Here is a 23,974-nt window from a genome sequence, read left to right as displayed (position 1 = left end):
TGCGGCATGTCGTCGACCGTACGGCATGCTACGCGAACGTGTCAACTATTTTTTTATGAGAAATTTTCCAAATTGTCGATTCGCGCGTGTATGGATGGCTAAACGTCCATATGTATCAAGCACTCGCGCCGCGTTTGGTTTCATGCGCAACCAAGAGTTGTTGCATTGGAAACTAAAATGCGAAGCGCATTTATCGGCATAAGAAGGCAGCGAAGCGATCTCGCTACATCGCTATCGGCGTCACGATGAAGGATTCAGGCAGGCACGAAGCTTTCATCGGATACCGGCGATGGACACGGATCGGCGCGAATTTTGCCTACCTGAGCATCAATCCGTTGCCTATATGCTCCCCTCTCCCACATCGACGGAGCGAACCATGGCAACGAATCTCAAAAACAAAGTGGCCTTCGTGACCGGGGGCGCCCGCGGCATCGGCGCGGCCATCGTGCGCCGCCTTGCACGCGAAGGCGCGGTGGTTGCATTCACCTATCGGGGCTCGATCGACCAGGCGACAGCGCTGGCGGCCAGCATCAAGGAGGCGGGCGGGCAGGCCTTGGCGATCCAATCCGATGCAGGCGATGCCGCTGCACTGAAACAGGCGATCCATCAAGCGGCAAGCCACTTCGGCAAGATCGACATCCTGATCAACAACGCAGGCGTGCTGAAGTTTGGCCCCATCGATACGTTGTCGCTGGAAGATTTCGACCAGACGGTCGACGTGAACGTGAGGGCGGTGTTCGTCGCGAGCCAGGCGGTGCTGCCGCACATGGGCGCAGGCGGAAGAATCATCAATATCGGCAGCACCAACGCCGACCGCATGCCGTTTTCCGGTGGCGCCGTCTATGCGATGAGCAAATCCGCCCTCAAGGGTCTCGTGCAAGGCATGGCGCGCGATCTTGGGCCGCGCGGCATCACGGTCAACAACGTGCAGCCCGGCCCGGTCAACACCGACATGAATCCCGAAGAAGGCGATTTTGCGAAGGAGCTCCACGGCATGATGGCGCTGCCGCGTCATGCCGAAGCGGACGAGATCGCAGGCATGGTGGCGTATGTCGCAAGCCCGGAGGCAGGGTTTGTCACCGGGGCCAATCTGATGATTGATGGCGGGTTCAGTGCCTGAACGTCCTGCGTTCCGTAGGTTGGGTTAGCGCAGCGTAACCCAACAAATGCCGCCAGAAATGTTGGGTTACGCTGCGCTAACCCAACCTACGGTTGCCGCATTCAGTTTTACTGTGCGCTCAACCGCGCTAACCGCATATCCAGCCAGCGCTGCACATCGGGCCATTCGCTGGCAATGATGGAGTAACACACCGTGTCACGCAGCGTGCCATCCGGCCGGCGCTTATGGGCACGCAAGACACCATCCTTGTGCGCACCCAGGCGCTCGATGGCCCGTTGCGAATCCTGATTTCGGCCATCGGTATGGAATTCCACCGCCACGCAGCCAAGCGCCTCGAAGGCGTGCTTCAGTAGCAGGCGCTTGCAGGCGGTGTTGAGATGGCTCTTCTGCCAGCGCTTCGCGTACCAGGTGTAGCCGATCGCGATGCGCGGCAGCTCCGGTGCGAAGTCGTAGAAGCGGGTGGTGCCGATGATCTGGCCACTGGTCTTCTCGCGCACCGCAAACGGCAGCATGGCATTGGCCACCAGGCCGGCGAGCGCCTTTTCGATATACGCCTTGGCCCCGCCCGGCGCCGGCGCACTGGTGAACCACAGGTTCCACAACTCACCGTCCGCCGCCGCGGCTTCGAGGTCGGGTGCGTGGAGCAGGGCGAGAGGCTCGAGCAGGACGTGATCGTCCTGGAGCGTCGTCGTGGCGAGGTTCATCAGGCGTCCAGATCGGGAATGAGCTTGCTTTCCAGTCGCGCAATGGCGTCCTTCAGCAACAGCTTGCGCTTCTTCATGCGGGTGATCTGCAGCTCATCGCAGCCGATCGAGTTGGACATTTGCTGGATGGCCACGTCCAGGTCGCGGTGTTCCTGGCGCAATTCGGCCAGCAGATGGGCGATCTGGGCGGGGTCCTGGGCCTGCATGGCGGCGTTGCACGGGCGGCGGCGAAAGAAGCTGCAATTGTAGCGCGCCCGGATATGACCGGCAGGATGGGTACAATACGCGTCTGCCCGCCGTATCCCTGTGCCGCCCATGTCCGCCCATCCCGAGGCTGTTCCCGATCTTGCCCGCAAGCAGGCCTATGAGGCTGCCAAGCTGGCCAAGCGCCTGCGCCATCAAGTCGGCCAAGCCATTGCCGACTTCAACATGATCGAAGACGGCGACAAAGTGATGGTGTGCCTGTCCGGCGGCAAGGACTCCTACACCATGCTCGACATCCTGCTGTCGCTGCAGGCCAAGGCGCCGGTGCGCTTCGAGCTGATCGCGGTGAATCTGGACCAGAAGCAGCCGGGCTTCCCGGAACACGTGCTGCCGCAGTATCTGGCTGAGCGTGGCGTGCCGTTCCACATCATCGAGCAGGACACCTACAGCACGGTCACCCGGGTGATTCCGGAAGGCAAGACCATGTGCAGTCTGTGCTCACGCCTGCGCCGCGGAGCGCTATATAGCTGGGCGGCGCAGAACGGCGTTACCAAGATCGCGCTTGGTCATCATCGCGACGATATTCTCGCCACGTTCTTCCTCAACCTGTTCCATCAGGCCAATCTCAAGGCGATGCCACCCAAGCTGCGCTCGGACGACGGTCGCCACGTAGTGATCCGTCCGTTGGCGTACTGCAAGGAAAGCGACATCGCCGAATATGCCGAACACAAGCAGTTTCCGATCATTCCCTGTAATCTCTGCGGTTCGCAGGAGAATTTGCAGCGCAAGGCGGTCGGCCGCATGTTGCAGGATTGGGAGCGTCAGTTTCCTGGGCGCAGCGAAACCATGTTTCGTGCACTGGGCAACGTGTCGCCCTCGCAATTGGCGGATCGCAAGCTGTTCGATTTCGCTTCGCTGGGTTCGCGTGACGGCGCCAAACGCGCCGACGCGCATGGCTGGCTGGCGGGAACCGAAGGCGATAGCAACTAGCTCAGGCGGACGTTTGGACGTCCATATCCCTTTCCTCATTTTTGTAGTCGAGTAGACCCGTGTCCCATTTCGCATCCGTAGAAATGACCCCAGGCGATCCGATCCTGGGCCTCACCGAAGCTTTCGTGGCCGATTCGCGTCCCGGCAAAGTCAATCTGGGCGTGGGCATTTATTACGACGAAACCGGCCGCATCCCCGTGCTGCGCGCGGTGCGTCAGGTGGAGGAGGCGCTGGCGAAGGAATCGCTGCCGCGCGGCTATCTGCCCATCGACGGCTTGCCGGCCTACACGCAGGCCACGCAGAAACTGGTGTTCGGTCCGGAGTCGCCGTTGCTGGCGGCTGGCCGTGTAGCCACCTCGCAGACCATCGGCGGCAGCGGCGCCCTGCGCGTGGGTGCGGAGCTGCTGAGGAAGGCACTCCCCAACGCCAAGGTGGCGATCAGCAGTCCGAGCTGGGAAAACCATCGCGTGGTGTTCAACGCGGCCGGTTTCGACGTGGTGGATTACGCCTATTACGACGCCGCCACCAACGGCCTGGATTTCGCCGGCATGCTGGCGGATCTGAACAAGTTGGAGCCGGGCACCGTAGTGCTGCTGCACGCCTGCTGCCACAACCCCACTGGCGTGGATCTGTCGTTCGAGCAGTGGAAGCAGGTCGTGGCGCTGGTGAAGGATCGCAATCTGCTGCCCTTTATCGACATGGCTTACCAGGGTTTCGACAAGGGCATCGATGCGGATGCCGCGGCGGTGCGTTTGTTTGCCGAATCAGGCATCGATACCTTTGTGGTCGCGAACTCGTACTCCAAGTCGTTCTCGCTGTATGGCGAGCGCGTGGGTGCGCTGTCGGTGGTTGGTGCGACGCGTGAAGAAGCGCTGCGCGTGCAGTCGCTGGTCAAGCGCATCATCCGCTCCATCTACTCCAGCCCGTCCACGCACGGTGGCGCGTTGGTGGCCGGCGTGCTCAACAGTGCCGAATTGCGTGCGCTGTGGGAGCAGGAGCTCACCGAAATGCGCGAGCGCATCCATGCGATGCGTGCTGGCATGGTGGATAAGCTCGCTGCGAACGGTGCGCCGCAGTTCGGTTTCATCCAGAAGCAGGCCGGCATGTTCTCGTACTCGGGGCTCAGCAAGGCGCAGGTGGACCGTTTGCGCGAAGAGCACGCGATCTATGCGATCGGTACCGGCCGCATCTGTGTGGCGGCGTTGAACCGCAACAACCTCGACAACGTGGTTGCGGCAGTCGCTGCGGTGATTCGCTGAGCTCAGTCGTGCCGATAGCCGCTCCCTCCCCTTCGTGTAGCAGGGGAGGGTTGGAGTGGGGTGTTGTAGCCCCCACGCTTGCGGCAAGTCCCAACAACCCCCTCCCAACCTCTCCCTGCAAGCAGGGGGAGGGGCATATCTATCGGACCAACGCATGTTTTTCCGCAACCTCACGCTGTTCCGCTTTTCCCCCTCCGTTGCCGAAGACCTGGCCCGCCTCGATGAAGCGTTGAACGATCATCGCTTGCGCCCCTGTGGCCCGCTGGAAATGGGGACGCGCGGTTTCGTACCGCCCGTCGGCCGTGGCGACGATGCACCGATGACGCACGTGGTGAAGGCGTGCACGCTCGTCACTGTCGGTAGCGAAGAAAAGCTGCTGCCTTCTGCCGTGGTGAACGATGAACTGCAGCGCAAGGTGCAGAAGATCGCTGACGAAGAAGGCCGCAAAGTTGGCGGACGCGAGCGCAAGCGGCTCAAGGAAGATCTGCTGACCGAGTTGCTGCCGCGCGCTTTTGTACGCAGCTCGCGCATGTCCGCCTATGTCGATCGCAAGAACGGCTGGCTGGTGCTCGATACCAGCAGCCGCAAGAGCGCCGAGAATGCGCTCACACAGGTGCGCGAGGCGCTCGGCAGTTTTCCCGCGGTGCCGCTTGCACCGGAAGAAGGTCCGCGCGTGCTGATGACCGACTGGCTCGCCAGCGGCAATCTGCCCGGTGGCCTCGTGCTGGGCGACGAGTGCGAACTGCGTGATCCGGCGACTGCCACGGGCGCGATCGCACGCTGCCGCCGTCAGGATCTCGATGCCGAAGAAGTGAAGGAACATCTGCGTAACGGCAAGCAGGTATTCCAGCTTGGCCTCGTATTCGATGAGCGCATCAGCTTCGTGCTTGGCGAAGATCTGGTGGTACGCAAGCTGAAGTTTCTCGATGCGGTGGTGGATGAGCTGGGGGATAGCCAGCAGGACGCCGCTGCGGAAATGGATGCACGCTTTGCACTGCTGACGCTGGAGCTGGAGCGGCTGCTGGGCAAGCTGGAAGAGTGGTTCGGGTTGCCGCGGCCGGAGTAAGCAACCTCACCGATTTGTAGGTTGGGGTGCAAACCCCAACGTCGCCGCGCCTCTGGAGGTAGCAATGCTGGGGTTTGCACCCCAACCTACGCGGCTAGGAGGCGGCAGTTTCTGGCGAGCCCCGGCCCTTCACCCCGAAGGGAAGGGCGGGTAAAGACCGTCCCACACCCCCTGAGACGCGCGCCAGATCGCGCTTCCTGCCGATGGGTCAAAAAAGCCCTTGCGCGCAGCCCCGGCACCCCACATTCTGGCTGTACCCAGGCCCTCCCCGTTGGCCTCGGGGGCAGTATTGAAAGGCTTAAATCATGGCGTATCTCGACGGCGACTGGCTGGAGCTGGCGACACCCAGCGGCAACACTATTCGTGTGCTCAAAGCTTCGCATCCACGGGCGCGGCGGCTGCGCTTGACGGTATCGACGAAGGGTGCACGCATCACTTACCCGCAGGGTACGCATCCCTCGCAGGTCAATGCGTTTTTGCGTCACAACGCCGACTGGCTGGAGCGGAAGCTCGGCGAACTCAATCTTGTGATCGAACCGTTGCCGCCACTGCGTGTCGGCACGCCGATCGAATTCCAGTTCCGCGGCGAAGCAACCGCGCTGGATTGGGCCGAAGGCGCCTACCCGCGCGTGGTCGCCCATGACGGTGGCATCACGCTGGAAATCCCGCGCCCGCACAGTCGTGCGTTACCTGTTGCGCGCGGCTTGCTGGCGTCATATTTCGAAACGCAGATCCGCCGCGACGTGTCGCGCTGGCTTGCCGGTTATGTCCCGCAACTCGGGTTGGCGCCGACGGCATTGCGCATCCGTCCGATGAAGAGCCTGTGGGGCAGCCTGGATACGCGTGATCGCATCAACCTGGATCTCGCGCTTGCCCTCGCACCTCCCGCCGCGTTGCGCTACGTGCTGGCGCACGAGCTGTGCCATCTGAAAGTGCGCAATCACTCGCCGCGTTTCTGGGCGCATGTGGAATCGATCTTTCCAGACTGGCGCGAACAGCGTGATTGGCTGCGCCAGAACGGCGCCTTGTTGAAAGCGGAACTGGATCGCCTGATCGCCGACGTCGCCGACTGAGGAAGGCCATGCGCCACTTCTTCTGCAAATTGCATGGCCCGCGCGCCACCTTCCCCGCCGACATCACGCCCGAGGAACGGGCGCTGATGAAAGAGCATGCCGATTACTGGCGCGAACAAATGAGCAAAGGCTATGCCGTCGTCTTCGGTCCCGTGATGGACCCCGCAGGAGCGTACGGCATTCTCGTCATGCAGCTGCCCGACGACATGGCGCCGGAGCCGCTGGTCGATGGCGATCCAGTGATGAAAGCCGAGCGCGGATTCCGCTTCGAAATCCACCCGATGCATGCCGTACTTCCGCCGCCGGCATAACGCGCGATGCCGAGCTCGCCCGCGCAATGGATCAATGTTGCATGGGTGCTATGGCTGGCCTATTGGGCCATCAGTGCACTGCGGGTGAAACCTGCCGTACGTGTCGAATCAACCGGCTCACGCTGGGGAAGGCATGTGCTATGGCTGATCCTCGCCGTGCTCATGTTGCGTCGATACCCGTCGCTGGATGGCACATGGCTCAATCAACGCTTCGTACCGGATCAATGGTCGGTAACGTGGCTGGGTTTGGGCGTGACGGTGCTGGGTTTGGGCTTTGCCTGCTGGGCACGCGTGATATTGGGGCGTAACTGGAGCGGCATCGTGCAGCTGAAGCAGGATCACGAACTGATCGTGCGCGGGCCGTACAGCTTGGTGCGGCATCCGATCTACACCGGTTTGCTGCTGGCGTTTTTCGGCACGGCGCTTGCGATCGGCGAGTGGCACGCGCTTATCGGCGTGGTCCTGCTCGCCGTTGCGTTCTGGCGCAAGTTACGGCTTGAAGAATGCTGGCTGTGCGAATTATTTGGCGAGCAATATCGCAACTACATGCGGCACGTCAAAGCGCTCGTGCCCTGGGTGATTTGACACGTTTGCAACTTCACCCTCGCTCCACGGCTATATCCGTAGCGTTTCGTCATTGAATGGTGATTCGTCTGCATGGCGGATGCCACATCGACGCAAAGTCCGGTGATGAACAAGCAAACACTTGCAAGCCCGCGTATCAGACCTGCCGGCGTCGCGCCTGCCGATACGCTGACGCCAGCGGACCGCTATCAGGAATTGTTCGTCGATGTGCAAATGACCCACGTGTTTGCCGACAGCAAGACCTTCGTCGACTGCGCACCGGTGGGTGAGCCCGAACATATTCTCGCGATCTACCGTGAACAGCGCGGCCAGCCGGATTTCGATCTGGCCACCTTCGTCCATGAGCACTTCGAAGTGCCTGTGATACACGCCAGCCACTATGTGTCCGTGCCCGGTCAATCATTGCGCGAACACATCGATGGCCTGTGGGACGTGCTGTCGCGGCATCCCAACCTGCACCCCCACAAGTCTTCGTTGTTGCCTTTGCCAAATTGCTACGTGGTACCGGGCGGACGTTTCACCGAGCTGTATTACTGGGACTCGTATTTCACCATGCTTGGTCTGGCGGAAAGCGGGCGCCACGATTTGCTCCATGACATGGCGAACAATTTTGCGTACTTGATCGACGCCTATGGCCACATTCCCAACGGCAACCGTACCTATTACCTGAGTCGCTCGCAGCCGCCGGTGTTCGCCTTGATGGTGGGGCTGTTCGAGCAGCATGGCGTGAGCGAAGCGATCGAGTGGCTGCCGCAACTGTGCAGGGAATACGACTATTGGATGGAAGGCGCCGAAGCACTGCGTCCCAACGATGCGTATCGCCATTGCGTGCGCCTGGATGATGGCAGCCTTCTCAATCGCTACTGGGACGATCGCGATACGCCTCGTGAAGAGGCGCATCTGGAAGATGTGATGACGGCACGCCGCAGTACGCGACCCAGCATGGAGGTGTATCGCGAACTGCGTGCCGGCGCCGCATCAGGCTGGGATTTCAGTTCGCGCTGGTGCGACGAAGGCAGGCTCGAAACCATCCGTACCACGGCGATCCTGCCGGTTGATCTCAATGCCTTCATCTATTACCTGGAGCGCCAGATTGCCGTGCTCAGCCGTGCCGATGGACAACGCAAACAGGCCGATGCCTTCGAGGCGCGCGCACAGCGCCGTCACGATGCGATCAACCGTCTGCTATGGAACCGCGCCGCCGGCAGTTTTCTCGATTACGACTGGCAGCGCCATGCGCCACGCGAAGCGATCAACGCGGCGGCGAGCGCGCCGTTGTACGTCGGCCTTGCCAGCCCAGATCAGGCGCTGCAGGTGGCAGAAGCCTTGCGCAGTCAGCTGCTGGAGGAGGGTGGCCTGGGTGCGACCGCGGAGGAAACTGGCGAACAATGGGACAAGCCGAATGGCTGGGCGCCGTTGCAATGGCTGGCGATTTGCGGCCTGCGCCGTTACGGCTTGCATGATCTGGCTGAAGACATCGCGCATCGCTGGCTGCAAACCGTGGGCAGCTTGTACGAACGCGAAAGCAAGATCGTTGAAAAATACGTACTGATGATGCCGTCAGGCGGTGCAGTCGGCGGCACAGGCGGCGAATATCCGTTGCAGGACGGTTTTGGCTGGACGAATGGCGTCACGCGACGTCTACTGCATGAGAAGCCGGAGCATCCGGCAAACGAAGCGTGTGCCGCAGCGACGGCGTAGATTCCTGACATCGTTCCCGCTTATGCGAGAACGATGTTGGTTGGCCTCAGATCGCTCGTGGACCTGGCCATTCCGGCCGGGCTTCCGCATCCTCGATCGTCATCGTGGCACCCTCCGCGGCACGTACGGACACCGCGGCTGGATCGAAGCCTTCCAGGCAAAACACGTTGACGCCATAGTGGTCGGGCGCGGCGCGCTTGCGGTGAAATACGTAAATGCCGCAATGCTTGCAGAAATAGTGCTTCGCCCGCCGCGTATTCCATTGGTACAGCGTGAGCGCCTGCTCGCCTTGCCGTATCAGCAATGCATGTTCCGGCACCTTGAGCATCAACGCGTTACGCATCTTGCACAAGGAGCAATCGCAGGTCGTGAGTTCCGTGACCGTTGCCGTCACGCGGAATCGCACTGTGCCGCAATGACAGGAGCCCTCGAAGGTCTGCATGGCTAATGCGCCAGCATGAAATTCGTCAGCACCTGCGCGAAGGCCTGCGGCTTTTCCATCTGCGGCATATGGTTGCAGCCGTTCAAGATGCTGGTGCTGATCGACGGCGTATTGGTAAGGCCGGTGCGCAGGCTCTCGAGCGCGGAGATGTCGATGATTTTGTCGTCGTGGCACCACATGCCGAGTACCGGCATGGTGAGTTTGTCGAGCCGCGTCTGCAATGACAGTACCTGCGAGTTCTCGCGCAGTTCATTGAAAGTGCTGTCGATGAAGGCGCGGTTCTTGATGTTTTCCTGCACGAACACGTCGATGAATCGGCCCGGGATAGACGGTACGTGTTCGAATGCCCACGCATTGGCGCTCAGGAAACCGGCGCGGTCGTTGTAGTCGAAGATGTTCTTGCCGCTCATCACTTCCTTGGCGAATGCGTTTTCCTTGAACTTCAGGCCGAGCGAATCGACCAGTGCCAGCTCCGCAACGTCCTGCGGATGCTCGGCGGCATACACGCCGGCAACGGCGCCGCCCATCGAATGGCCCACGATCAGCGAGTGCTGCAGATGCAGGGTCTGAATGAAGTCATTCAGGCGCTCGGCCTGGTTGTCGATGTTGTAGCTGGCACCGGGATTGCGCGATGACTCACCCCAGCCAGGAAGGTCCGGAATCACCACATGGAAATGCGCAGTGAGCAACGGCGCCACGGGCAGCCATACTTCCTTGTTCGCCGCAAACCCGTGTAGCAGCACGATGGTGGGACCCTGGCCGCCTTCGTAATACACCCAGCGCGTGTCGCCGGCTTGAACGGCTTTCTTCTCCAGCTGTGCCGCGGTCGCTTGGCGCCAGAAGTTGGCTTGCACCAGCCATTGCGGTGCAAACAGATAGCTGCCGCCGCCCACGACGATGATAAGCAGCGTGATGATGACGATGAATTTCAGGCGACGGATCAGCAGGCGTTGCCAGAGGGGGCGGGTGGTGCTGGTGCTCATTGGACTCATATCCGAACCATGCAAGAGACATTACCCCCTTCCCCTGCATGGCAGGGGAGGGAGCCATTCACGGCAAGTTTGAGGCACGCGCTAGCGTTTTCCAGCCTTCGCAAACAATGCCTCCACCGCCTGCTGCGTCAGCGGGTGGTAACCGTTCTTCGCCCTCGCATACACCTGCTCGGCAAAGGCCAGGCCATCCGGCGTTTTGCTCAGCGCGCGGTAGACCGGCATGGTGAGATACAGGCGGCCGATGCGTGTCATATGTTCCGCGGCAGCTGGCCAGGTGGCTTTGTCGCCGGCAGCGATGGCGTGCACGTACCAGCGCATGCCGATTTCGGCGTTGGGCGTGCCGGTGAGGTGCCAGGCGGAATCGAGTTCCTGCATCTTGGCGAGCGGCGGCGTGTCCGGCAGGCCATCCAGGAAGTACATCCACTCCTGCGTATTCCAGTCCTTCGCATCGAGCTTGTCCGCGCTCAGGGTGCCGGCGAGGAAGGCGGTGCGCTCCTTGTCGATCGTGTCGAAGCGCGGTGAGTCGGGGATCGGTGCGTTCTTGGGCACACCGGTGCCGTACACCCATGCCTTCACGTCGTCCCAGCTCATCTTGCCGGGGTATTTGTCGATCAAGTTCGGCTTCAGATAGTCGAGCATCTGCTCGGTGGTGATGCTCTGGAAAGCGAAGTGATCGAAATAGCCCTTCAGATAGTTGTCGAAGGTTTCGCGGCCAAAGCGTTGCTCCAACGTGCGCAGGAACCATGAGCCCTTGCTGTATGCCACGTCGGAAAGCGTGTCATCCGCATCAATGTTGCCGGGCTTGGGTGCCAGGCGCTGCGCATTCTCCGGCATCTCGCCGAGTTCGCGCTGCAGCGCATGGATGCTGAGCAAATCTTCTTCATCGGCCTGGCGCTTGCCGTACAGCGCTTCGGTGATGCGGCCCTGGACATAGGTGGTAACACCTTCGTTGAGCCAGATGTCGCGCCATGATGCCGCCGTGACCAGATTGCCGGACCAGGAATGCGCCAGCTCGTGCGCCACCAGCGAGACCAGGCTCTTGTCGCCCACCAGCACGGTCGGCGTGGCGAAGGTCATGTTCGGATTTTCCATGCCGCCGTAGGGAAAGCTCGGTGGCAGCACGAGCAGGTCGTAACGGCCCCAGCGATACGGACCGTAGAGTTGCTCGGCCGTGGCAATCATCTTTTCAGTGTCTTCGAATTCATGCGCAGCCTTGCCGACCACGGAAGGCTCCGCATACACCGCCGAACGTGGACCGGTTTCCTTGACTGAAAGATCACCGGCAGCAATCGCCAGCAAATAGGAAGGAATCGGATGCGTTTGCTTGAAGGTGAACTCGCCATCCAATGGATGCTGCGGATCATTCGGCGCGCTCATCGCCACGCGCATGTCTTTCGGTGCCGTGACTTGCGCATCGTAAGTAAAGCGGATGGCCGGCGAATCCTGCAGCGGCACCCAGGAGCGCGCATGGATGGATTCGGATTGCGAGAACATGAAAGGCAGTTTCTTGTCCGCGGTTTGCGCGGGCGGCAACCATTGCAGGCCGCTGGCATTCGGTGAGGTGCTGTACGCGATGCGTATTTCGTGCGGATGTTGCGGCGTTTGAATCGTGAGCTTGCTGCCGAGCTGCTTGTCGCGTGGCGCCAGCGCGTATGTCAGCGGCGCCGTCTTGCCGGCGGCATCGACCGATTCAACACTGGCAATGCTCAAGTCGCGCGTATCCAGCACCAGCACGGCGGCCTTGGGATCCTTCCAATTCAACGTCAGCGTGGCTTCGCCCTCCAGCTTGCGCTGCGGAAATTCGATCTTGAGCTTCAGGTCGAGATGGGTGACGCGAACCTCATCCGGCTGTGCATAGGAGTAGGGGTCGTTGGCATAGGCGGCCACCGGCAGGACCAGCGCACCAAGGGCCAGGGTACGAAGCGGAGACATCGTGCGGCTTCCAGGGGAATCGGGAGCGGCGAGTATGCCACCGCTCCCCCGTCCCGGCCCATGGCGGAGGTTGGTTAGGGCAATTCCTTGGCGCTATGCGGATCTTCCGAATAAGGATGCATGGTGGCCAGGTGCCCGGGCTGCGATTTCACCCGCTCGATCCACGCACGCACGTGTGGATAGGTTTGCAGCGAAAAGCCCGCCTCCTCCGCGCGGCTGCCATAGGCAAACACCGAGATGTCCGCGATGCTGTAACCGTGTTCGGTGAGGAACGGGCGGCTTGCCAGTTCGCGATTCAAAATATCCAGCGAACGTTCGCCCGTGCTGCGCTTCATCTCCACCAATACCAGCGCACGTTTTTCCAGTTTGCCTGTGAGTGTCCAGTAGCGCAGCGAGCCGATCACCGACTCCACCCGCTCCTGCTCAAAACTCAGCCATTGAAGCACTTTTGCCCGGCCAAAAGCGTCATGCGGCAGGTACGGCGTATCCATCGCCAGATAAAACAAAATGGCGTTCGATTCCGCCATCGTGCGTCCATCGTCCAGCTGGATCGCCGGCACGGTGCCGGTGGGGCTGATGCGCTGGTATGCCTCGCTGCGGCCCTCGCCTTCAAAGATGTTGACCGTCACGGTGAGATAGGGGCGCTGAAGGTGCTGCAGCAGCTGGCGTACTTTCCAGGCGTTTTCGGAAGGTGCGTAGTCGAATAGGGTGAGCATCGAACATGACCTTTGAAGGGGAGCGACCCACTATGTCGAAGAGTTTTCGCGACGAATATCCGTTCCTTGTTCGCTTCGATCAGCAATAGCGATCGGCCAGCCGATCCGTCGCCTGCACCAGGACATCCACAATGGCCGGTTCCGACGCCGCATGCCCGGCCACGACGATATGGAACTCCGCTTCCGGCCAAACTGCCGCCAGATCGACGGCGTTTTTTACCGGGCAAATGATGTCGTAGCGGCCGTGCACGATGGTGGTGGGAATGTGGCGCAGCTTGGCGACGTCACGCAGCAGCTGGCCGGATTCGAGGAACGCGTGATGGCGGAAATAGTGCGCTTCGATGCGTGCGAGACTCAGCGCAACGTCCGGTGCGGCAAAGCTTGCTTCGGTTTCCGGGCTTTCTTCCAATGTGATGCCGCCGCCTTCCCATGCACCCCAGGCCTTGGCCGCTTCGAGCCTTACCTTTTCATCGCCGCTGGTCAGCCGCTTCCAATAGGCTTCCAACATCTGGCCGCGTTCTTCGGCGGGTATCGCCGCCGCATAACGCGCCCATTTTTCCGGCAGGATCCACGATGCGCCGCCCTCTTCGTAATACCAGCGGACTTCTTCCGGACGGCACAGAAAAATACCGCGCAATACCAGGCCCAGCACTCGCTCGGGATGCGTTTGCGCGTAGGCGAGCGCCAGCGTGGAACCCCAGGAGCCGCCGAACACCACCCAGCGTTCGATACCCATCTGCTCGCGAATGGCCTCGATATCCGACACCAGATGCCAGGTCGTGTTGTCGGTAAGGTCGGCGAATGGCGTGGAACGTCCCGCGCCGCGCTGATCGAACAGCACGATGCGATAGCGTTGCGGATCGAAGAAGCGCCGGTGATACGGCGACAATCCCGCACCGGGACCGCCATGTAGAAAAATCACTGGCAAGCCTTGCGGATTGCCGCATTCTTCGACATAGAGCGTATGCCGGCCATCCACCGCGATGCGATGCGTGCGATAGGGTTCGATCTCGGGATACATCGTGTGCATGATGGGGAATGTCCTTGGGAGTGCGAGGCACTCAGTCTGCCGAAAGCGCGCGTGCCGTATCCCACATGCCGCGTGTGATGGGGCGATTCGCGTGCGGTGTCTGCAAAACGATCAGCGTGGTAGTGCTGACGCTTGAGTGAATTTTCAACAAGCGGTCGAGCACGGATTCCAGATGCGTGATCGACATGGCCACCACGCGCAGCAGTGCGGAATCTTCGCCGGCAAGACGGCGGCAATCCAATACTTCCGGAATGTCGGTAACGAGTTTGCCGATGCGCGAGCAGATACCGCCATCGCAACGCACACGCACCATCGCTTCGATGCCAAAACCCATGCGCTTGGGCTCGATCACCGCACGATAGCCGGCGATGATGCCGGCTTCCTCCATGCGCTTGATGCGCTCGGCCACGGCTGGCGCGGAAAGCCGCACCTTGCGGCCCAGTTCGGCGTAGCCCATGCGGGCATCGTGCTGCAAGGCTTCGAGTAGCTGCCAATCCTTGGCGTCCCAATCAGGTTTCGATTCGTAGGTCATAAGCCTGGATTGATACTTTGATCGATGGCGAAACATGGGGGATGACTTCGGATGCATTATTCATCAGCAGCCGGCCCAAGACTAGGATTTATCCCATTCCTGCTCCCCTTATGCACGGATCGACCCATGAACAGTACCGAACGCCTTGATGGGCGTGCGCTCGTCTACATTGCCATCGCGCTGCTTACCTGGTCGTCCGCCTATGCGGCGATTGCGTATGCGCTGGCTTCCTTTACACCGGGCGAGGTAGCGCTCGCGCGACTTGCCATCGGTTCGTTCTGTTTCGTCGCGCTGCTGTGGATGCGGGGCGCCGCGCTGCCTCGGCGCAGCGATTGGCTGCAGCTGGCCGTGCTCGGTGTATTCGGCCTTACGGCTTATCACCTGTGCCTCAACTATGCCGAAACGCGCATCGCCAGCGGTACGGCGTCGATCCTGATCTCATTGGTGCCAGCGGTAACCGCTGCGTTGTCGGCGTTCTGGATCGGTGAGCGCATTAGTGCACGCAGCGCGATGGGTCTGGGTGTGGCGCTGATTGGCGTCGTGCTGGTGGTGCTTACCAGTGGCAAGGAAGTTCGTTTCCAGCCGATGGCGGCGCTGGTGCTGATCAGCGTGCTTGCCTCGGCGGTGCTGTTTGTAGGACAGAAGCCGCTGTTTGCGCGTAACGACATGATCGGCGTGACGACATTCGGTTTTCTTGCCGGCACGCTGGGTGCAGTACCGTTTGGTCTCGGATTGCCACACGCGTTGGTGGTGGCACCGTGGTCGCACATTGCCGCGCTGATATGGTTGGGTATCGCACCAACCTTCGTGGGCTATCTCACTTGGAATGCCGCGCTGAAACGCGCGCCGGCTTCGCAAGTCACCAGTTTCATCTATTTTTCGCCACCGATCGCGGTGCTGATCGGCTGGGTGTGGTTGGGTGAGCAACCCGGTTGGCTGACCTTGCTGGGCGGCGCGATCACCATCGGCGGCGTTGCACTGGCCAATGCCAGGCGTCGCGCACCGGTTGCCGCGATACCGGTCGCTGCCAAGGAGTGTTGAATCGTGACGTATCCTGCAGGGATCATCGGCGCCTGATCGAACCACTTCCGGGAGACAGAGGATGTATACGCTCTACATCGCCAACAAGAATTATTCCTCCTGGTCTCTGCGCCCGTGGGTATTACTGACGGAGCTGGGCATTCCGTTCGATGAAAAACTGGTGCCGTTCCTGGGCGGCACCTCGTCAAGCTGGGATGCGTTTCGCAACTTTTCCCCCACCGGCAAAGTGCCGTGTCTGCACGATGGCGATACGGTGGTGTGGGAATCGCTGGCTATTGCCGAGTACATCGCGGAAAGCCACCCGCGTGTGTGGCCGTCTGATGCACGCGCTAGAGCCTGGGCGCGTAGTGCGGCATCGGAGATGCATGCCGGCTTCCAGTCATTGCGCTCGCAGTGCCCCATGAACTGCGGCATCCGCATGCGTTTGCGCGAGATATCACCCGCGTTGTTGCGTGATGTCGACCGCATGCAGGAGTTGTGGAACGAGGGTTTGCAGCGCTTTGGCGGGCCGTTTCTCGCCGGCCATGCGTTTACCGCCGTGGATGCGTTCTATGCGCCGGTGACGTTCCGTATACAGAGTTATCAGCTTTCCATCGACGGTGTTTGCGGAGCTTACGTGCAGCGCATGCTCGCTTTGCCGTCGATGCGCCGCTGGTACGACGATGCGCTGGGAGAAACCTGGCGCGATGCCGATCACGAGCGAGAAACATTGCAGCAGGGCGTACTGTTGGAAGATCTGCGCGCAGCGTGAGGTCCGCTGTTTTGGCTTGATTTAATGCATCGCTGCATTTGCCCAATCAGGGAGAGACGATGCTGGTGGGCGGTATGACGTTCTAATCTGAGCGACGTGCTTAGAGCAGCTAACAAAACTATCGCGTGTCGATAGCACTCACCTGACGACCGCGCTACGTTTTGTTAGAACTTGTATCCGCGATGGATCGCCACGATGCCATTGCTCAGATTGCGCACTTCCACGCGTTCGAAACCCGCGCTTTCCATCATGCCCTTGAGCGTGTCCTGATCCGGATGCTTGCGAATCGACTCGGCCAGATATTGATAGCTGTCCGCGTCGCGGGCGAACAACTGGCCCAGCCGCGGCAGCACCTGGAAGGAATGGAAGTCGTACAGCTTGCTGAAAAGCTCGTTGCGTACCTTGGAAAATTCCAGCACCAGTGCGCGACCACCGGGTTTGAGTACGCGGCAGATATCGGCCAGCGCCTTGTCCTTGTCGGTGACGTTACGCAGGCCGAAGGCCATGGTCACCGCGTCGAAGCTGTTGTTGGGAAAGGGCAGTGCCTCGGCGTTCAACTGTGCCCAGCGCAAACCGGAGACTACGCCGCGGTCGGTCAGGCGGTCGCGGCCGACGTTGAGCATGGCTGCGTTGATGTCGCCCACGACCACATCGCCCTTGTCACCCACGACGGGTTTGATCAGTGCCGCGATGTCGCCTGTGCCGCCGGCCAGGTCCAGCACCCGGTCGCCGGGGCGCAGGCCACTGATGCTTACGAAGTAGCGCTTCCACACGCGATGGATGCCGAACGACATCAGGTCGTTCATCAGGTCGTAATTGCGGGCGACCGAGGTAAATACCTGGCCGACCAGCTTTTGTTTTTCCGTGACCGGCACGTCGCGGAAACCGAAATGGGTAGTGGGCTGTTCGCTCATGCGCGCATGGTACAGGATGCGTGCAGTGAATAAATCGGCCTTATCTGTCATATAGACAACATGAAGTAGCCTGATGACGCCGGCCGGCGTAGCCTTCGTGCCGACTTCACGACAGGACGAGAACATGAAGCCCTCGATTTCGCTGTTCTGCAGCATCAGCCTGCTCGCTTGCACTGCCGTTGTAGCTCAGGGTGCAGCACCGCAAGTCATCACCGCGGCCGGTAATTACCATCCATTGCCCAAGGCGGCCTATCAGCCCGATCCGGCCAATACGTACAAGGTGGTGTTCTCGCTGACCAAGGGCAGCGAGAAGCCTGGTGAGGTCAACCCGGCGCTGGAGCGCGTCGCACGCACGGTGAACCTCTACGCCTCAGCGGGTGTGCCGCTCGATCATCTGAAGTTCGTCGCGGTGGCGTATGGCCCGGCGACGCCGATCGTGCTCGACGACGATCACTACAAGGCCCAGTTTGGCGTGGCCAATCCCAACCTTCCGGTGATCGCGCAATTGCACAAGGCAGGCGTGGACGTCGCGGTGTGCGGCCAGGCCATGGCCGAGCATCACTATCCGAATGAGTGGGCGGCGAAAGACGTGACGGTCAGCCTCTCTGCGCTCACCACGATTACCGAGCTGGAACAGCAGGGCTATGCCCTGATGCCGCTCTAAGCCGGGGTATCGATATGTCGTTGTGTTGCAGAAAGCTGTCGCTGGCGGCGCTGCTGGCGGTTGCCTGCGGTGTTGTGTACGCCTCCCAGCCGGATTACCTGCCACCGTGGAATCCACCACCGACGGGTGGTGTCTCATTCGCGGTACCGCCGTTCGACGCCATTGCCGACCTGCATGGCGACATCGTCGATCCGCAGTTGACGGTGTTCTTTGCCGGTAACCAGTTCATGGTGGTGCACGATCTGGTGGAAGCGTTCAAGCAACGCTATCCGCAGTATCAGCGTGTATTCGTGGAGACCTTGCCACCGGGCATTCTGGCCAAGCAGATCGAAACCGGCTCGCTGGTGATGGGCAATCTGCGTATTGCACTGAAGCCGGATATCTTCACCAACGGCAAGGGTTCGATTGCTGAATTGCAAAAGCAGCACCATTGGTTTGCCGATACCGTCGATTATGCGCGCAATCCGCTGGCGATCATGGTGGCGCAGGGCAATCCCAAACATATCGAAGGCTTGAAGGATCTCGGCCGAGCCGACGTGCACGTCAGCATGCCCAACCCGCAGTGGGAAGGCATTGCCAAACAGATCGAAGCCAGTTATCGCAAAGCCGGTGGCGATGCGTTGGACCAAGCCATCATGGCTAACAAAGTGAAGGACGGCAGCACCTATCTCACGCGCATCCATCATCGCGAATCGCCGTTGCGTATCCTGCAAGGCGAATCGGATGCCGCGCCGGTGTGGTCGACCGAAGCGTATTTCCAGCAGCAAATCCTGCATCGTCCGGTGGAAACGATCACGATACCGGTGCAGCAGAATGTCACGGCCACCTACACCGCGGCGCGCATGAAAGACGCACCGCATGCGCAGGCGGCCAGGGATTTTCTGAGCTTTATGGCTTCCGCCGAGGTCCAGGGAATCTATCGCAAGTACGGCTTTCAGCCACCGCAGCCATGAGCGTGTTTCGCATGGTTGTGTTTGCGTGCTGCGCGCTAATGATGAAGAGCGCGTTTGCGGATACGCCGGACGGCGCCGCCATCGCCAGGCAAGGGAATGCTCGCGGTGTTGCGCCATGCATGGCTTGTCATGCTGCCGATGGCGGCGGACAGGCGGCAGCTGGTTTCCCGCGCCTGGCAGGATTGCCTCAGGCCTATTTGCGCAAGCAGCTGGATGATTTCGCCCATGGCTCGCGCGTCAACGCCACCATGCAGCCGGTTGCAAGTGGATTGAGCGATGCCGAGCGCGATGCTCTCGCGGTGTATTACAGCAAGTTGCCGGTGCCGTCCGCAGCGCCAGCAACACCACCATCGGGGGATAGCGCAACGCTCGCGCAATCGCTCGCTAGCCGTGGGCGCTGGTCGAAAGACATGCCTGCCTGCGAGCAGTGCCATGGTCCTGGCGGTATAGGCGTCGGCGATCACTTTCCGCCATTGGCCCGGCAGTCGGTGCTTTATCTCAGCAATCAGCTGCATGCCTGGCAGCAAGGCGCGCGGCGCAATGATCCCTTGCAACTGATGCAAACCGTCGCCGGCAAATTGGATGATGCGGACATCGCGGCGATCAGTGCATGGTATGCCGCGCAACCGGCAACGTTGATGAAGGAGCCGCAGCCATGATGCGGTGGCGATGGATATGGGTTACGGCATCGCTTGCACTTGCGGCGTGCCATCAACCGGAACAACAGGCGGCTCCCGTCGTGTCTCACCCACCCGCCGCGGCAACTTCCGCACCAAAAGCGGCCAGCCACTTCGAGCCGCCGCCGGATTCATCGATTCCCCAAGATGATTTCGGCAAGCAGATAGCACTGGGCCGGCAGATCTTCACGGATACCGGCCGCTACGCCAAAGCCTATGTCGGCAACACGTTGAACTGCGAAAACTGCCACCTCGATGCCGGCCGTCTCGCACACAGCGCGCCGATGTGGGGCGCCTATCCCATGTATCCCGCCTATCGCGCCAAGAATCGCCACGTCAACACGTTTGCCGAGCGCTTGCAGGGCTGCTTCCAGTACAGCATGAACGGCAAGGCGCCACCATTGGGCGATGACGTGCTGGTTGCGCTGGAAGCGTATGCGTATTGGATGTCGAAAAACGAACCTATCGGTGTAGCACCGCCGGGACACGGCTATCCGAAATTACCCAGGCCAACACAAGCGCCCGATTACGCACGCGGCGAAGCGGTATTCAAGCGCGATTGCGCGCTATGCCACGGCGACAACGGCCAGGGCCAGCGTGTTGCAGACCGCACGGTTTTCCCCCCGCTATGGGGCGCGCAATCGTTCAACTGGGGTGCCGGCATGGAGCGGCTCGACAACGCTTCCGGCTTCATCAAGGCCAACATGCCATTGGGCCGTGGCAATACGCTTACCGACCAGGATGCATGGGACGTGGCGTATTTCATGAATGCGCACGAGCGCCCGCAGGACCCGCGCTTCAAGGGTTCCGTCACGGAGACGCGGAAGGCGTATCACGACACGCCGGATTCGCTGTATGGCGTGACGGTTAACGGGAAGGTGCTGGGCGAGTGATCCCGGACTCCGGTTTGCTCCGCCTGATTGAGCATCGTGAAGACCAGGCTGTCGCGAAAACGGGACTTTTCATGGAATCTCCTCGGCTCAAGGTACGAGGAGATTCGACTTCTTGCGTCAGCTATTTTGCGTGGAACCATCGGGATGCTGCAGATGCCATTCGCCATCCGCGCCCATTGCGTAAGATTCACCTCTAACCCAGTTTCCTGTTACTGAAAAAATATTGTCAGTGCGTAAACTAGGCTTTCCATCACGATATGTTATCGTCTCTTCCTTCGCGACATTGGGGTATTCATTGTAATAATCTGCCAACGATTTGGTTGGATTGCCATTTTTGTCTAGTTCTGTTCTGGTTAATATCTTTGGTTCACCATTAATAAGATCGTATTTAGTCTCAATTTTTCCTTCGCCTCCATAAGGTTGGTCAGACATTTTGCTATAGGTAACGTAAGGTGGATGGTCTGTTTGGCGCGTCCACTCGCCATTTTGGAAATCGGGAAGGCTTTCCTGAGAACTGCCGCCACCAAAAATTCTGATAATAGGCGCGGTGAGCCAGTCCCAGAAGTTTCGTGGGTCACGATTGTCACCCCACTGGTCATTATTTGTTTGAGTAAAATTGGTCGGATTATGCGGTTCTAATCTTGTATCGGGAGACCCGGTGCCTTGCTTAGTCGACGACGGCGGTTGCAATGTTGTATCCACAAGGGAGGCGATGTGAGGGTTTTCTGGGATTTGCATAATATTATCCGTGTAAGAATGCTGAAAATTAATCTGATTTAATAAGCGTTATTTTAATTCCTGTGCCTATTTGGATGGATGGAATCATATAAATTCAATTTATGGTGGTGGCTGTAACTATTTGCCCCCGTTTTGGCAATTTGCGCCTGGTCACCGGCGATGGTCCGTATGAGTGATCCAGCGAAGCTGCGACGGAAACCTAATATGACGCTCGCGCTACGGATCCAAAGACAGTGCGGCGTCACCTTGGAAACCCGGGTTGCGATCAAGAATCCGCCGGCGTCTTCGCCGTGCATTAGATAAGTAACGCTTGCCTACTGGTCGCGCAGTGCAAATAGCGCAAAGACTTACAACAAAATACGACGAAAGCGCGCGCAAAAATCGTCTTTCGTTGCTTTTGTGTGTTGACGCAATCTGGTCGCGGGGAATCCTTCCACTCTGTCGAGGACGCACCATGTCTGTTCTTTCCCGCCATCCTGCCCGTAAAACGATCCTCATTGCCGTAATGGCCTTGAGCATGACCACGCTCGCTTTCGCACAAGAGGCTGCACCTGCTACCGGACTGGGGCAAGCGTGGCCGAATGCCACTGACGTCAGCACCAATGCGCACTATCACGTGTACCGGTTTGAGCGCGATGGCGTTAAGTACATCCAGGTCAACGATCTGCAAGGGCAGGTACGTGCCGCCGTCGCCATCACCCAAGACGCCATGTTCGCATTACCGGTGGGCACCGATGCTCAGCATGTCACCATCCTTACCCAACCTGCACCGCAAGATTCAACGCAAGTGGTTTACCAGGACAGCAATATGGCCGTGGCAGCGGTTCCTCAGGAGGATGGGAGCGTAAGCATCATGGCGATGATGGCGGACTGTACCGATCCTGGGCAGTGCACGTTGAATCGGGTGGCTCAGTAATGGTCCGGTGCACAACGCTTCATGCCCCTCATCTGGCCCACAGTCGAACGGGTGCCATCTTGGCACTCTGACTCAAGTCTCGTGAGGTGATATCGCTCAGCAATGCGGTAAAGCGGACCCCTGAAGCCGTCGTACGAAAACGTGCATCTCCGTGGAACAAACGCGCCAACAGTCGTAACTCGCTATCGGTTTTGATCCCAGCCCCCAGTTTCGACGCCACGTTTTGACGCGCCCTCGCTTGCAGAATGCCATACGCCGCTTGCGATGCCTCCAGCATGCCATCCATACGCAAGGCCACCCACGGGGCGCCATGATGCCGTCCCGTGCGCAGGGCGAGATGGACACCGATGCAGGCAGGCGAGGCGCTCATCGTCGCCGCCGCTTCGCAGGCCATGCGATATAACACGGCCTGCAAGGCTTCGCTCAGAAAACGCAGCCGGCGCCCCGGCGTGTCGCAGGAATAGGAGATACCCACCTCACGCAACGCGTTGCCAATGGTTTCCTCCAGGGCCGCCGCCAGCCCGCGCTCCCGCCATGCGCTGGGGTGAATGCTTTCGGCAAGCTGGTAGACCTCCCGCTGCACGTTCCAGAAGTCCTGGCTGTAGTCGTCGCGCAGCGCTTCCGGGATAAAGCGCTGCATGATGCGGGTGTAATCCATACGCAGGATGCCCACGACGCACTCCAAGGCTTGCGAGGTTTGCTGCAAGCGATCTTCACCGGATGCCAGGCTCCTCTTCGCGACCTGTCGGGTCTGCAGGGTTTCGTGCTGAAGTTGTTCGAACATCCACATTTGCGTGGACAGGCGCGCGCCAAACACGTAGAGGCCGGTGATAGCGAAAGCGAGTACCGCTTGGATCTGTTGCACGCCGGGATCTGGCCGCCACTCCACGAGCAAACAGATACTGATAAGACAAAGCGTTGCTCCAAATACACAGGCTCGCCATCCGTGCTTGAGCGTCAATCCCAGAGCTGGGAAAAAGAGCACCAGCATCACGGCAGGTTTGATAGCTTCATCGACAACGCGATGCAGCATCGTCAATACCACGAACAAAGCGGCGGCGATGGCAACATCCCGCATCGCCGAATTTGTTGCGATTACTCGCCATGAAGGCAACGGACGTAACGCTTCACGTGGATGAATCCGAGCTATGACCACCCATGGCGCCACCATAAGCAAGGCCATATAGAAATCAATAAAGAGCGAAAAGGCGATGCCTGTCGGAATGCGATACTGACCGCTTCGCAAATGAACCGTGGAGACGATTGCAGAGCCTGCTGCTGCCCACAGCAGAGACAATAAAATTATGCAATAGAGAAGCTTTTTGATATCCACCAAATCAGGGCGAGGGAAAAGTACGGCGCGCTCGCGGAACCACCATATCACTGGCATGGCCAGCATGATTGGTGGCACCGAAGCGAGCAGCGCCCACGTCAATCCAAAATCGTCCACATGCGCAAGGCAGCGATAAGCGAGCGGTACCAGTTCACCCGCCACCAACGCAGGCCAATAGCGATAAGGCACCAGCAGAAGACAGGCGATACGCAGCCCCGACGCGAACGACCAGGGCGCGTTCGCCAGCGTTGTCGTCACGATCAGATACGCCAACGCGTAACCCACTGCTACCCCGATATGAACGAGCCAACGATGGTTCTGCCACTTTTCCTCGATAACGCTGCTCAGCATGTTTCCCTTGCCCCCAACGAAGCCATGTCACGTGTGATGTGCTCCCCCGGCATGGTGTTTGGACCATGCGATGGCACAGCCAGAAC

The 23,974-nt window shown here is 59.9% G+C and carries 26 protein-coding genes; 15 read left to right on the top strand and 11 right to left on the bottom strand.

Annotation, left to right across the window (positions count from 1 at the left end; genetic code table 11):
* The first annotated feature begins 376 nt into the window (after positions 1–376).
* On the top strand, positions 377–1,120 hold the full coding sequence (locus IEX75_RS21725; protein ID WP_188797699.1) for an SDR family oxidoreductase: 744 nt from the start codon (positions 377–379) through the stop codon (positions 1,118–1,120).
* Between the two features lie 107 nt (positions 1,121–1,227).
* Here the strand turns inward: IEX75_RS21725 and IEX75_RS21720 are convergent, their stop codons facing one another.
* Both IEX75_RS21720 and IEX75_RS21715 read right to left on the bottom strand, forming a co-directional pair.
* Positions 1,228–1,824 carry a GNAT family N-acetyltransferase gene (locus IEX75_RS21720; protein ID WP_188797697.1) on the bottom strand — a complete coding sequence of 199 codons (597 nt, stop codon included), beginning with the start codon at positions 1,822–1,824 and terminating at the stop codon, positions 1,228–1,230.
* Positions 1,824–2,030, bottom strand: coding sequence for a YdcH family protein (locus tag IEX75_RS21715; RefSeq protein WP_188797791.1), 207 nt, complete (start codon positions 2,028–2,030; stop codon positions 1,824–1,826). Before IEX75_RS21715 ends, IEX75_RS21720 begins: the two co-directional genes overlap by 1 nt.
* A 109-nt stretch (positions 2,031–2,139) precedes the next feature.
* Here IEX75_RS21715 and ttcA point away from each other — a divergent pair, with 109 nt between their 5' ends.
* From ttcA to treF, 7 genes are all read left to right on the top strand, one after another.
* On the top strand, positions 2,140–3,018 hold the full coding sequence (gene ttcA / locus IEX75_RS21710; protein WP_188797695.1) for a tRNA 2-thiocytidine(32) synthetase TtcA: 879 nt from the start codon (positions 2,140–2,142) through the stop codon (positions 3,016–3,018).
* A 59-nt stretch (positions 3,019–3,077) separates the two neighbouring features.
* Positions 3,078–4,277 (top strand): amino acid aminotransferase, encoded by a 1,200-nt coding sequence (locus IEX75_RS21705; protein ID WP_188797693.1) that lies wholly within the window; start codon positions 3,078–3,080, stop codon positions 4,275–4,277.
* 154 nt (positions 4,278–4,431) lie between these two features.
* Positions 4,432–5,343, top strand: coding sequence for a recombination-associated protein RdgC (locus IEX75_RS21700; protein ID WP_188797691.1), 912 nt, complete (start codon positions 4,432–4,434; stop codon positions 5,341–5,343).
* 305 nt (positions 5,344–5,648) lie between these two features.
* Positions 5,649–6,416: a M48 family metallopeptidase gene (locus IEX75_RS21695; RefSeq protein ID WP_229721015.1), complete on the top strand. Its 768-nt coding sequence runs from the start codon at positions 5,649–5,651 to the stop codon at positions 6,414–6,416.
* Positions 6,417–6,424: 8 nt separating this feature from the next.
* Entirely contained in the window at positions 6,425–6,727 is a 303-nt protein-coding gene (locus tag IEX75_RS21690) for a YciI family protein (RefSeq protein ID WP_188797689.1), read from the top strand.
* Between the two features lie 6 nt (positions 6,728–6,733).
* Positions 6,734–7,312: a methyltransferase family protein gene (locus IEX75_RS21685; RefSeq protein WP_188797687.1), complete on the top strand. Its 579-nt coding sequence runs from the start codon at positions 6,734–6,736 to the stop codon at positions 7,310–7,312.
* 105 nt (positions 7,313–7,417) lie between these two features.
* Positions 7,418–9,013 carry an alpha,alpha-trehalase TreF gene (treF, locus tag IEX75_RS21680; protein WP_188797685.1) on the top strand — a complete coding sequence of 532 codons (1,596 nt, stop codon included), beginning with the start codon at positions 7,418–7,420 and terminating at the stop codon, positions 9,011–9,013.
* 46 nt (positions 9,014–9,059) lie between these two features.
* Here treF and IEX75_RS21675 read toward each other — a convergent pair whose 3' ends face one another.
* The 6 genes from IEX75_RS21675 to IEX75_RS21650 all read right to left on the bottom strand — a co-directional run bounded on the left by IEX75_RS21675 (position 9,060) and on the right by IEX75_RS21650 (position 14,657).
* Positions 9,060–9,455: a GFA family protein gene (locus IEX75_RS21675; protein WP_188797683.1), complete on the bottom strand. Its 396-nt coding sequence runs from the start codon at positions 9,453–9,455 to the stop codon at positions 9,060–9,062.
* Positions 9,456–9,457: 2 nt separating this feature from the next.
* Positions 9,458–10,438, bottom strand: a complete 981-nt coding sequence (locus IEX75_RS21670; RefSeq protein ID WP_229721014.1) for an alpha/beta fold hydrolase — start codon at positions 10,436–10,438, stop codon at positions 9,458–9,460.
* 90 nt (positions 10,439–10,528) lie between these two features.
* On the bottom strand, positions 10,529–12,379 hold the full coding sequence (locus IEX75_RS21665; RefSeq protein ID WP_188797681.1) for a M1 family metallopeptidase: 1,851 nt from the start codon (positions 12,377–12,379) through the stop codon (positions 10,529–10,531).
* Positions 12,380–12,453: 74 nt separating this feature from the next.
* Positions 12,454–13,095, bottom strand: coding sequence for a glutathione S-transferase family protein (locus tag IEX75_RS21660; RefSeq protein ID WP_188797678.1), 642 nt, complete (start codon positions 13,093–13,095; stop codon positions 12,454–12,456).
* Between the two features lie 79 nt (positions 13,096–13,174).
* Complete coding sequence (gene pip, locus IEX75_RS21655) at positions 13,175–14,125, bottom strand: prolyl aminopeptidase (RefSeq protein WP_188797676.1); 951 nt, start codon at positions 14,123–14,125, stop codon at positions 13,175–13,177.
* Positions 14,126–14,156: 31 nt separating this feature from the next.
* Positions 14,157–14,657, bottom strand: a complete 501-nt coding sequence (locus IEX75_RS21650) for an Lrp/AsnC family transcriptional regulator (protein ID WP_188797674.1) — start codon at positions 14,655–14,657, stop codon at positions 14,157–14,159.
* A 126-nt stretch (positions 14,658–14,783) separates the two neighbouring features.
* On the opposite strand from IEX75_RS21650, the gene IEX75_RS21645 reads away from it, so the two are divergent.
* Positions 14,784–15,698 carry a DMT family transporter gene (locus tag IEX75_RS21645; RefSeq protein ID WP_188797672.1) on the top strand — a complete coding sequence of 305 codons (915 nt, stop codon included), beginning with the start codon at positions 14,784–14,786 and terminating at the stop codon, positions 15,696–15,698.
* Positions 15,699–15,759: 61 nt separating this feature from the next.
* A complete protein-coding gene (locus IEX75_RS21640) occupies positions 15,760–16,449 on the top strand; it encodes a glutathione S-transferase family protein (RefSeq protein WP_188797669.1) in 690 nt (229 codons plus the stop codon).
* Positions 16,450–16,613: 164 nt separating this feature from the next.
* Here the strand turns inward: IEX75_RS21640 and ubiE are convergent, their stop codons facing one another.
* Complete coding sequence (ubiE, locus tag IEX75_RS21635; RefSeq protein ID WP_188797667.1) at positions 16,614–17,363, bottom strand: bifunctional demethylmenaquinone methyltransferase/2-methoxy-6-polyprenyl-1,4-benzoquinol methylase UbiE; 750 nt, start codon at positions 17,361–17,363, stop codon at positions 16,614–16,616.
* Positions 17,364–17,487: 124 nt separating this feature from the next.
* On the opposite strand from ubiE, the gene IEX75_RS21630 reads away from it, so the two are divergent.
* The 4 genes from IEX75_RS21630 to IEX75_RS21615 all read left to right on the top strand — a co-directional run bounded on the left by IEX75_RS21630 (position 17,488) and on the right by IEX75_RS21615 (position 20,550).
* Positions 17,488–18,027 carry a DsrE family protein gene (locus IEX75_RS21630; RefSeq protein ID WP_188797665.1) on the top strand — a complete coding sequence of 180 codons (540 nt, stop codon included), beginning with the start codon at positions 17,488–17,490 and terminating at the stop codon, positions 18,025–18,027.
* Between the two features lie 14 nt (positions 18,028–18,041).
* On the top strand, positions 18,042–18,980 hold the full coding sequence (locus tag IEX75_RS21625; RefSeq protein ID WP_188797663.1) for a substrate-binding domain-containing protein: 939 nt from the start codon (positions 18,042–18,044) through the stop codon (positions 18,978–18,980).
* Positions 18,977–19,639: a c-type cytochrome gene (locus IEX75_RS21620; protein ID WP_188797661.1), complete on the top strand. Its 663-nt coding sequence runs from the start codon at positions 18,977–18,979 to the stop codon at positions 19,637–19,639. The genes IEX75_RS21625 and IEX75_RS21620 overlap by 4 nt, the downstream gene beginning before the upstream one ends.
* Positions 19,640–19,719: 80 nt before the next feature.
* Positions 19,720–20,550: a c-type cytochrome gene (locus tag IEX75_RS21615; protein ID WP_229721013.1), complete on the top strand. Its 831-nt coding sequence runs from the start codon at positions 19,720–19,722 to the stop codon at positions 20,548–20,550.
* 117 nt (positions 20,551–20,667) lie between these two features.
* On the opposite strand, the gene IEX75_RS21610 is transcribed toward IEX75_RS21615, so the two are convergent.
* Positions 20,668–21,288: a hypothetical protein gene (locus tag IEX75_RS21610; protein ID WP_188797659.1), complete on the bottom strand. Its 621-nt coding sequence runs from the start codon at positions 21,286–21,288 to the stop codon at positions 20,668–20,670.
* Between the two features lie 454 nt (positions 21,289–21,742).
* Here IEX75_RS21610 and IEX75_RS21605 point away from each other — a divergent pair, with 454 nt between their 5' ends.
* On the top strand, positions 21,743–22,204 hold the full coding sequence (locus IEX75_RS21605; protein WP_188797657.1) for a hypothetical protein: 462 nt from the start codon (positions 21,743–21,745) through the stop codon (positions 22,202–22,204).
* Between the two features lie 28 nt (positions 22,205–22,232).
* On the opposite strand, the gene IEX75_RS21600 is transcribed toward IEX75_RS21605, so the two are convergent.
* Positions 22,233–23,888, bottom strand: coding sequence for an MASE1 domain-containing protein (locus IEX75_RS21600; RefSeq protein ID WP_343213852.1), 1,656 nt, complete (start codon positions 23,886–23,888; stop codon positions 22,233–22,235).
* Positions 23,889–23,974: the final 86 nt, after the last annotated feature.

This window comes from Dyella nitratireducens (genome assembly GCF_014642835.1).
Classification (GTDB): domain Bacteria; phylum Pseudomonadota; class Gammaproteobacteria; order Xanthomonadales; family Rhodanobacteraceae; genus Dyella_B; species Dyella_B nitratireducens.
This window is presented reverse-complemented; position numbering and strand designations above follow the sequence as displayed.

Coding starts and splice junctions, on each gene's coding strand:
- IEX75_RS21725 (WP_188797699.1), top strand. CDS start 377: ATGGCAACGAATCTCAAAAACAAAGTGGCCTTCGTGACCGGGGGCGCC.
- IEX75_RS21720 (WP_188797697.1), bottom strand. CDS start 1,824: ATGAACCTCGCCACGACGACGCTCCAGGACGATCACGTCCTGCTCGAG.
- IEX75_RS21715 (WP_188797791.1), bottom strand. CDS start 2,030: ATGCAGGCCCAGGACCCCGCCCAGATCGCCCATCTGCTGGCCGAATTG.
- ttcA (WP_188797695.1), top strand. CDS start 2,140: ATGTCCGCCCATCCCGAGGCTGTTCCCGATCTTGCCCGCAAGCAGGCC.
- IEX75_RS21700 (WP_188797691.1), top strand. CDS start 4,432: ATGTTTTTCCGCAACCTCACGCTGTTCCGCTTTTCCCCCTCCGTTGCC.
- IEX75_RS21695 (WP_229721015.1), top strand. CDS start 5,649: ATGGCGTATCTCGACGGCGACTGGCTGGAGCTGGCGACACCCAGCGGC.
- IEX75_RS21690 (WP_188797689.1), top strand. CDS start 6,425: ATGCGCCACTTCTTCTGCAAATTGCATGGCCCGCGCGCCACCTTCCCC.
- IEX75_RS21685 (WP_188797687.1), top strand. CDS start 6,734: ATGCCGAGCTCGCCCGCGCAATGGATCAATGTTGCATGGGTGCTATGG.
- treF (WP_188797685.1), top strand. CDS start 7,418: ATGAACAAGCAAACACTTGCAAGCCCGCGTATCAGACCTGCCGGCGTC.
- IEX75_RS21675 (WP_188797683.1), bottom strand. CDS start 9,455: ATGCAGACCTTCGAGGGCTCCTGTCATTGCGGCACAGTGCGATTCCGC.
- IEX75_RS21670 (WP_229721014.1), bottom strand. CDS start 10,438: ATGAGCACCAGCACCACCCGCCCCCTCTGGCAACGCCTGCTGATCCGT.
- IEX75_RS21665 (WP_188797681.1), bottom strand. CDS start 12,379: ATGTCTCCGCTTCGTACCCTGGCCCTTGGTGCGCTGGTCCTGCCGGTG.
- IEX75_RS21660 (WP_188797678.1), bottom strand. CDS start 13,095: ATGCTCACCCTATTCGACTACGCACCTTCCGAAAACGCCTGGAAAGTA.
- pip (WP_188797676.1), bottom strand. CDS start 14,125: ATGCACACGATGTATCCCGAGATCGAACCCTATCGCACGCATCGCATC.
- IEX75_RS21650 (WP_188797674.1), bottom strand. CDS start 14,657: ATGACCTACGAATCGAAACCTGATTGGGACGCCAAGGATTGGCAGCTA.
- IEX75_RS21645 (WP_188797672.1), top strand. CDS start 14,784: ATGAACAGTACCGAACGCCTTGATGGGCGTGCGCTCGTCTACATTGCC.
- IEX75_RS21640 (WP_188797669.1), top strand. CDS start 15,760: ATGTATACGCTCTACATCGCCAACAAGAATTATTCCTCCTGGTCTCTG.
- ubiE (WP_188797667.1), bottom strand. CDS start 17,363: ATGAGCGAACAGCCCACTACCCATTTCGGTTTCCGCGACGTGCCGGTC.
- IEX75_RS21630 (WP_188797665.1), top strand. CDS start 17,488: ATGAAGCCCTCGATTTCGCTGTTCTGCAGCATCAGCCTGCTCGCTTGC.
- IEX75_RS21625 (WP_188797663.1), top strand. CDS start 18,042: ATGTCGTTGTGTTGCAGAAAGCTGTCGCTGGCGGCGCTGCTGGCGGTT.
- IEX75_RS21620 (WP_188797661.1), top strand. CDS start 18,977: ATGAGCGTGTTTCGCATGGTTGTGTTTGCGTGCTGCGCGCTAATGATG.
- IEX75_RS21610 (WP_188797659.1), bottom strand. CDS start 21,288: ATGCAAATCCCAGAAAACCCTCACATCGCCTCCCTTGTGGATACAACA.
- IEX75_RS21605 (WP_188797657.1), top strand. CDS start 21,743: ATGTCTGTTCTTTCCCGCCATCCTGCCCGTAAAACGATCCTCATTGCC.
- IEX75_RS21600 (WP_343213852.1), bottom strand. CDS start 23,888: ATGCTGAGCAGCGTTATCGAGGAAAAGTGGCAGAACCATCGTTGGCTC.